Origin of the sequence: Candidatus Dedyshia acidiphila, from assembly GCF_051025295.1 — a bacterium.
Classification (GTDB): Bacteria; Acidobacteriota; Terriglobia; order Terriglobales; family Acidobacteriaceae; genus KBS-83.
Window position 1 is genome coordinate 63,938 of record NZ_JBMGJV010000022.1, and the last position, 7,307, is coordinate 71,244.

Here is a 7,307-nt window from a genome sequence, read left to right on the forward strand (position 1 = left end):
AGGCCGCCTGCTCAGCCACTCACTCAGTGCCCCTTTATGGTGTAGCTCGCAGACGCAACGGCACTGTTCTGATAGTCAGTTTTGACCGCGATCGCCTGAAGGAAGGTGCGCGATGTGATCAGGATGGGTGAGGTATACACGGCGGAGTTGGTCGTTGGTGTCGTGCCATCCAGCGTGTAGTAGATGGTCGCGCCCGCCGTTGCCGTCGTGATTGTCACGTTCTGCGGGTGACCGTAGTTCCGGCTGCCAGGAGAGATGACAGGCGTCGCCACTGCTCCCTGGGTCGCAGTCGGCAGCAGTCCATAGGCGACCACCGCATTCTGCCCCGCCAGGTAGACACGTCCGTTTGCAACCGTAGGCACGGTGAACTTCACCGCCTGTGGACCCTGGTCGCGTGCATTGCCGGCCTGCTCGCTGCTGTAGAGTGTGCGGCTCAGTGCGGTAGCGTCGTACGCATAGAGCACAGCGGGCAAGCCGCTGGTGTAGCCGCTGCCATCGCTGAAGCCCTGGTAGTCGACGGCCCACACGATGCCGTTGGTTCCGCCGTTCGCCGTGATGCTGGGGCTCGGCGCAGGGAAGTGGAAGGTGTTTGACGAGGCAGAGCTCGCGGCCGTAGCAAACCTGCCGTTTGAGAGCACATATGCCTGGAGCGTTCCGTTGGGGCTGCCAAAGTAGACGGTGTTGCCAAGCAGGCCAAAGCCGGTAGCGAAGCCGTTGTTGGCAGAGAAGTTCTGCACGTCGTGGTTCTGCGTGGTGTTGTAGCCCCCGAGCGAATCGCGATTCAGCAGGTAGAGCGTGGGTGCCTTGCTCTGAAGGATCAGCTCGTTCGGGAAGCTGCCTGGCTGCGTGGGCAGAATCAGCGGCGAATTGACACCGAGGTCGGCGTCATTGTTGGAGAGTGTGGTCTGGTCGTACGGGCTGAAGAAGTCGACGGGCGTCAGCGCCGGCGTCGACAGCTTGACGATGCTCTCCCCGAAGTTACGCGGACTGGGCGAGGTCAGATCGTTGTAGCCGTTTCCGGTGCTCACAAAAAGCGAGCCGGACGCATCGACGGACAGACCGCCGCCACCCTCCCAGATGCCGCCCTGCTCGCCGTCCGGCGTGGTGCAAAACAGACCAGTGCGGGTAAGGGTAGCGTCATAGCCGAAGACCCAGCCGTGATACACGGGGACATCGTTGTGCGAGCCGAAGCCCATGTACACGTTCCCGTTCACCAAAGCCAGGCCAGTGCGCTGCAGCTGGGACTTCGGATTGAACGCAACAGTTCCATTTACAGCATCCGTACCATTGCCGGTAACGGAGCCAGTGATCGCGACACTGCCGAGATCTGCACCCGTCGTGATGTCAATCTTGTGCAGCCGCTGGTAGTACGCGCTGCCTGCAGCCGAGACCTCTTTCGTCGCCGCGACGACGTACAGCGTGTGCGACGCGCCGTCGATTGCTGGTGTGCCGGTAATGCCGATCTCGGGACCCACGTCCGTCACCCCACCGGTGTAGACGTCGCCCGACGGCACAGTCGTAGTCGTAGCGCCGGCGCTGCCGATAATCAGCGAGGTCTGCCAGAGGATGGATCCGGTCGATGCGGTGAGCGCATACACCGAGTTGTGCTCGGTCGCTACGATCACAACGTCCTGTGCCGCCGCCCCGTTCACTGAAAGAGCAGAGACGAAGAGTGGCTGCGCGTAGACGTGGCCGTCCACTGCTGCCGTGAAGAGCTTGCCGAAAGAATTCGCATTTACGTTGGAAGGAGTGAGAACCGTCTCGCTGTTATTGAGACCGGTCCTCGATAGGTCATTGCGTTGCGTCAGTACATTGGTCTGGCCCAGAATCTGCGTCGGAACGAAGAGTGCGGAAGCAAGACAAACGAGTGGCAGGAGAGTGCGACAGTGCGGCATTGGGGGTCTCCGGAGATTGAAGGTGAACTGGCGGAGTTATCGTTGTCAAGATGGTAACTGGTAATTACCAGCTATCTAATGCGAACTCGCTGATTCTTCTCTTCAGTCTTCATGAAACGTGTGGAACATGCGCCACGTGCGGCGTCGCGGGTAGTGTCACATCCGTGCATTCACTCGAGACGCCAGGACCTGAGGCGCGGGAGTGGCGCGGCGAGATCGCTGGCTAAATGCTTCGCGCATTCATCTAGCGACCGGCAGAATGACGTTGCGACGGGCGATCCGTATAGTGAGGAGTTTGCCGCAATCTCCTATGACACCGACTCCTGCGCCGCTCCTTCTCAATGGAGATCCGATCGCCCTGGCCGACCTCCACGCTGTCGCTGCCGGCGAGCGTAGCGTTGCGCTCACGAACGACGCGCGTACGCGCATCGCTGCTTCGCGTGCTGCCGTTGAGCGCGCCGCCTCCGGCAATGCCGCTGCCTACGGCATCAACACCGGTTTCGGCAAGCTGGCGGAGGTGCGTGTACCTGCGGCAGAGCTCATGGCGCTGCAGCGCAACCTGGTGCGCAGCCACTGCTGCGGCGTGGGTGAGCCTCTTGCAGAGCGCGACGTACGCGGCATGCTCCTGCTGCGAGCGAATGTGCTTGCCCGTGGGGCCAGCGGTGTCCGGGGCGATGTCGTCGAGCTGTTGCTTGCAATGCTTGAGCACGGCATCCATCCTGTCGTTCCGTCGCGTGGCTCAGTTGGCGCAAGCGGTGACTTGGCGCCACTTGCTCATCTCGCGCTGGCTTTGATCGGCGAGGGCGATGTCTTCGTACGCGGGCAACGCATGCCCGCAGCGCAGGCGCTGGCCAGCGCAGGACTACAACCGCTTGAGCTACAGGCGAAAGAAGGGCTTGCGCTGCTGAACGGAACGCAGGCCATGGCCTCCGTTGGAGGGCTCTCGGTCCATCGTGCACAGCGGATCGTGCGCCTCTTCGACCTCGCGGGCGCGATGTCGCTCGAAGGACTGATGGGGACACCCGCTGCGTTCGACCCGCGCATCCAGCACGCCCGCCCGCACCCTGGCCAGATTGCCGCTGCACGACACTTGCGCGCGCTGATGGAGTCGAGCGAGATCCGCGAGTCGCATCGCGCGAACGATCCTCGCGTGCAGGATGCCTATTGCCTGCGCTGCATGCCCCAGGTGCACGGTGGCGTGCGCGGCGTGCTCGACCATGTCGCGTCGGTGCTGGAGATTGAGACCGGGTCGGCGACCGACAACCCGCTCGTGTTCCCCGCCGAGAGTGGCTCCGGCGAGTGGGACATTCTCTCCGGCGGTAACTTTCATGGAGCGCCGCTGGCCTACGCGCTCGACTACGCGGCGATCGGACTCGCAGACCTGCTCAGCATCAGCGAGCGCCGCATCGATCGGCTGATCAATCCCGATATCAACGAGGGCTTGCCGCCCTTCCTGTCCGATCGGCCGGGCCTGTCTTCGGGATTTATGATCGCCCATGTCACCGCCGCAGCACTGCTGAACGAAGCGAAGCTGCTGGCTCATCCCGCGAGCCCGGACTCGGTCCCAACCTCGGGCGGCAAGGAGGATCACGTCTCGATGGGCATGACCTCGGCGCTGAAACTGCGCACGGTCATCGAGCATGCTGAGACGGTCCTCGCCATCGAGTTCATGTGCGCGGCGCAGGCACTCGACTATCGCTTACCACTTCGTGCTGCCGTCGCAGTCGAGGCGGCGCGCGTCCGGGTGCGTCAGCACGTCGCGCCGCTGCGGGAGGACCGCGTGCTGTCCACCGACATTGCCGCTCTCACTTCCGTAATCCGCAACGGCGACTTCGACGAGTGGCTTGGCGACTGATGAAGGCCCGGTTTAGGGCCGGGGCCGCAGCGCAGCGAGAAACGACGCCGTATCACGCGTGTTCAGGACGTCTTCTGGCGTGAGCCATGCGCGGCGCAGCTGCCGGATGCCGTAGCGCATCTTGTCGAGCGCCGCAGTCGAGTGCGCGTCCGTGTTGATCGTGATCTTGCAGCCCTGCTCCTTCGCCAGCCGCAGGTCGCGGTCGCACAGATCCAGGCGATTCGGATCGGCATTGTGCTCAACCGCGACGCCCAGCTCGCCAGCCCGCTGCAGCACTGCCTGCAGATCGAGATCGTAAGGCTCGCGACGGAGCAGCAACCGCCCGGTAAGGTGTCCAAGGATGCGGAGGTATGGGTTCTCGATCGCACGCAGCAGTCGATCCGTCATCTCGGTCCGCGACTGGCTGAATGCTGAGTGCACACTGCCGATCACGACGTCCATCTCGGCCAGCACTTCGTCTGCAAGATCGAGCGAGCCGTCCGGCAGGATGTCGACCTCGATGCCCGGCAGCACGCGGATGCGCCCCGCCATGTCGGCGTCGACCTGGCGGATCGCACGGATATGCTCCATTGCCCGCGCCTCATCGAGCCCCGAGGCCATCGCCAGGTTTTGCGAGTGATCCGTGATCGCGATGTATTGGTAGCCGCGCGCCGCCGCAGCCTCGGCCATTTCGAGGATCGTGCTGCGGCCATCCGTCGCGACGGTGTGCATGTGCACATCGCCGCGGATGTCCTGCTGCTCGATGAGGCGTGGCAGAGTGTGTGCCGCCGCCGCATCGATCTCGCCGTTGTTCTCGCGCAACTCCGGGGGGATCCAGTCCAGTTCGAGCGCTCGGTAGATCTCCTCTTCTGTCGCAGCCGCGACCTCGGTTCCATCATCGATCCGCGCCAGCGCGTACTCGCTCAACGTGTAGCCGCGCTTGATCGCTCGCTGCCGCAGCGTGACGTTGTGCATCTTCGAGCCAGTGAAGTATTGGAGCGCGGCCCCGAACGAGGCGCGCGGCAGCAGCCGCACGTCCACCTGCAGACCAGTGCGCAGTTGGAAGCTGACCTTGTTCTGTCCCTGCGCGAGCAGGTTCGTGATCGGCGGATACGCCGCCGTGTAGGCGACGGCTGCTGCGACGGCATCCTCCTCGCAGGCCGGCCCCGTCACCAGCATGTCCAGATCGCCGACCGTCTCGCGTCCGCGGCGCAGGGAACCCGCCGGGGTCACGCTCTCGATGCCCGGAAAACCCTTCAAGTAAAGGGTGAGCCGTTCAGCCGCAGTCTCCACATCATCCAGGTGAAAGCGGCTGGAGTGGCGTCGGTAATCCTCGATGCCTTTGCGCAGCTTCTCGATCTGCTTGTCGCCGAATCGGGGCAGACCGGCAAGCTTGCCCGCATCGATGGCCTGCGCCAGTTCATCGACAGTCGACACGCTCGCGGCCTCCCACAACAGCGCGACCGTCTTCGGTCCCATGCCCGGCAGACGCAGCAGCTCGAGCATGGATGGCCGGTACTTCAGCAGGAGTTCATCCCGCAGCGGCAGAGAGCCATGCTGCTCGATGGCGAGGATGTTCGCGACCATCCCCTTGCCGATGCCGGGTATGTCGAGCAGGCGCTTCGGCTCGCCGCACAGGCTTGAGAGGGGCGTGGTGCTCTGCTCGACGGCTTCCGCGGCGCGGCGGTACGAGCGGATGCGGAACGGGTCGCCCGATCCGATCTCGAGCAGGTCGGCGGTTTCGTACAGAAGTTGCGCGATGCTGCGATTGTCCATAGGTGCGTGACGGCCCCCGGGGGCCGCCTACCAGCACTCTACGACAGCGCGCACGGTACAGATGGCCTGAGAACGCCGGCCACGCTATCGGGGGAAATATACGTTCAGACACAAAGGCCCGGTCAGTGCGCATTTGGCGCTGCCACCGGGCCCATTCCGATCACCGCTCCGTCTGGTTAGGCGGCGGCGGCGTGCGTCCGCAGCACCTGGTCAGCCTGCGGACCCTTCTGCCCCTCGACGATATCGAATTCAACATCGTCTCCCTCTTTAAGGCTCTTGTAGCCATCGAGCTGAATCGAGCTGTAATGCACGAACACATCGGGGCCATCGTCCCTGCCGATAAAGCCGTAGCCCTTCGCGTTGTTGAACCACTTGACCTTGCCTTTGTACTGGGACACGTGTTGGTTACCTCACTTCGCAGCAGATCAGGCCAGGTGCGCAGGCCGCGTTGCCTCCCCGCCTTGCCTCCCTAAGTGACGTGGGGCCGGAATTTTCGTTTGCAGAAAAAATGAGCGGCCCGGGCATCGCCGGGCCGCTGGCTCCTTTTTGAAACGGCACTCTCAGCCGCGGCCGTTCTCATCCGCCGCCGCGGCACGGGCGGCCGCGCGTTCGCTCCGCGCCCGTTCCTTGCGCAGCCGCTCGTAGAGCAGCGTCGCCGCGATCGTCTTGCCGTCCAAGATGCGTCCGGCCTCGATCTGCCGCAGCAGTTCGCTCAGCGGTACCGCAAACAGCTCGATCTGCTCATCCTCCTCGGGTTGAGCTTCGCCCGGCGTCAGTCCCTCCGCGAGGAAGATCTGCATCCACTCGCCGAGAAAGCCGGGACTCGCGAAGAATCGCACCAGCTTGGACCAGTGCTTTGCCTGGTAGCCGGTCTCCTCCAGCAGCTCGCGCTTGGCGCCGGTCAGCGCGTCCTCGCCCGGATCGATCTTGCCCGCGGGGATCTCGTACAGGTACTGTCCGGCGGCATGCCGGTACTGGCGCTCCATCAGGATCAGCGGATCGCGCTTGCTCTTCGCATCATCGACGGCCAGCACCACCACCGATCCACCGTGACGCACCACGTCGCGCCGGTGCGCGTCTTTGTTCCCCGGCTCGCGCACCTCGTCAGTCACCACCCGGAACAGCGGCCCCTCGAAGCTTACTTTCGACGAGAGCACCTCGACGCCCTTTGGATAACGCCGGACCTCGGCGTCAGCCGCGCCCTTGGCTTTGCCTTTTGGCGGCTTGCCCGCAACCTTGGGTGTTGCCGATTTGCTTTTGACATTCTTCGGGGTGGCACTCTTCTGGCTTGCCATGCTCGTCGTGTGTCCTCGTCAACAGCATCGCATGCTGTCTGCCGCGGCGCGCCGTACCCTGTACAACAGAGCAGAAGCACAAGAGCCCAAGCCGAATGATCATTGCTACCTGGAACGTCAACTCCATCCGCGCCCGCATCGACCATGTTCGTTCGTGGCTGACCGCGCATCAGCCGGACGTCCTGCTGATGCAGGAGCTCAAGGCAACCGAGTTTCCCGACCTGTTCTTTCGCGACCTCGGGTATGAGAGCGCGGCGGTCACACAGAAGTCCTACAATGGCGTCGCGATCCTCTCGCGCACGCCCATCGACGTAGTCAGCACAGCGCTACTCGGCGATGGCGAAGACACCCACGCCCGCTACCTCGAAGCGAACATCGCCGGGCTGCGCATCGTGAACATCTACTCGCCAAACGGCAATCCCATCGGCAGCGAGAAGTTCGTCTACAAGCTGGCCTGGATGGATCGTCTGCTGGTCCAGATGGCGCGCTGGCTCTCGAGCGGCACGC

General features: G+C 63.6%; 6 protein-coding genes. 2 read left to right on the plus strand and 4 right to left on the minus strand.

The genetic code is table 11. The features are described from left to right. Nucleotides 1–23: 23 nt before the first annotated feature. Nucleotides 24–1,895: a chitobiase/beta-hexosaminidase C-terminal domain-containing protein gene (locus tag AC5IJH_RS10805; RefSeq protein WP_491902822.1), complete on the minus strand. Its 1,872-nt coding sequence runs from the start codon at nucleotides 1,893–1,895 to the stop codon at nucleotides 24–26. Nucleotides 1,896–2,205: 310 nt separating this feature from the next. On the opposite strand from AC5IJH_RS10805, the gene hutH reads away from it, so the two are divergent. Further along, nucleotides 2,206–3,750, plus strand: coding sequence for a histidine ammonia-lyase (gene hutH / locus AC5IJH_RS10810; RefSeq protein WP_491902823.1), 1,545 nt, complete (start codon nucleotides 2,206–2,208; stop codon nucleotides 3,748–3,750). Between the two features lie 12 nt (nucleotides 3,751–3,762). On the opposite strand, the gene polX is transcribed toward hutH, so the two are convergent. From polX to AC5IJH_RS10825, 3 genes are all read right to left on the minus strand, one after another. Next, entirely contained in the window at nucleotides 3,763–5,505 is a 1,743-nt protein-coding gene (gene polX / locus AC5IJH_RS10815) for a DNA polymerase/3'-5' exonuclease PolX (protein ID WP_491902824.1), read from the minus strand. 176 nt (nucleotides 5,506–5,681) lie between these two features. Next, nucleotides 5,682–5,903, minus strand: a complete 222-nt coding sequence (locus AC5IJH_RS10820) for a cold shock domain-containing protein (protein ID WP_491902825.1) — start codon at nucleotides 5,901–5,903, stop codon at nucleotides 5,682–5,684. Nucleotides 5,904–6,065: 162 nt separating this feature from the next. Continuing rightward, nucleotides 6,066–6,800: an NUDIX hydrolase gene (locus AC5IJH_RS10825; RefSeq protein ID WP_491902826.1), complete on the minus strand. Its 735-nt coding sequence runs from the start codon at nucleotides 6,798–6,800 to the stop codon at nucleotides 6,066–6,068. Between the two features lie 95 nt (nucleotides 6,801–6,895). Here AC5IJH_RS10825 and AC5IJH_RS10830 point away from each other — a divergent pair. Further along, nucleotides 6,896–7,307 (plus strand): exodeoxyribonuclease III (locus AC5IJH_RS10830; RefSeq protein ID WP_491902827.1); only part of this gene is annotated, 412 nt, incomplete at its 3' end.

Excerpts from the sequence above, each read along its gene's own strand:
- AC5IJH_RS10825 (WP_491902826.1), bottom strand. The coding sequence starts at position 6,800 with ATGGCAAGCCAGAAGAGTGCCACCCCGAAGAATGTCAAAAGCAAATCG.
- polX (WP_491902824.1), bottom strand. The coding sequence starts at position 5,505 with ATGGACAATCGCAGCATCGCGCAACTTCTGTACGAAACCGCCGACCTG.
- AC5IJH_RS10805 (WP_491902822.1), bottom strand. The coding sequence starts at position 1,895 with ATGCCGCACTGTCGCACTCTCCTGCCACTCGTTTGTCTTGCTTCCGCA.
- hutH (WP_491902823.1), top strand. The coding sequence starts at position 2,206 with ATGACACCGACTCCTGCGCCGCTCCTTCTCAATGGAGATCCGATCGCC.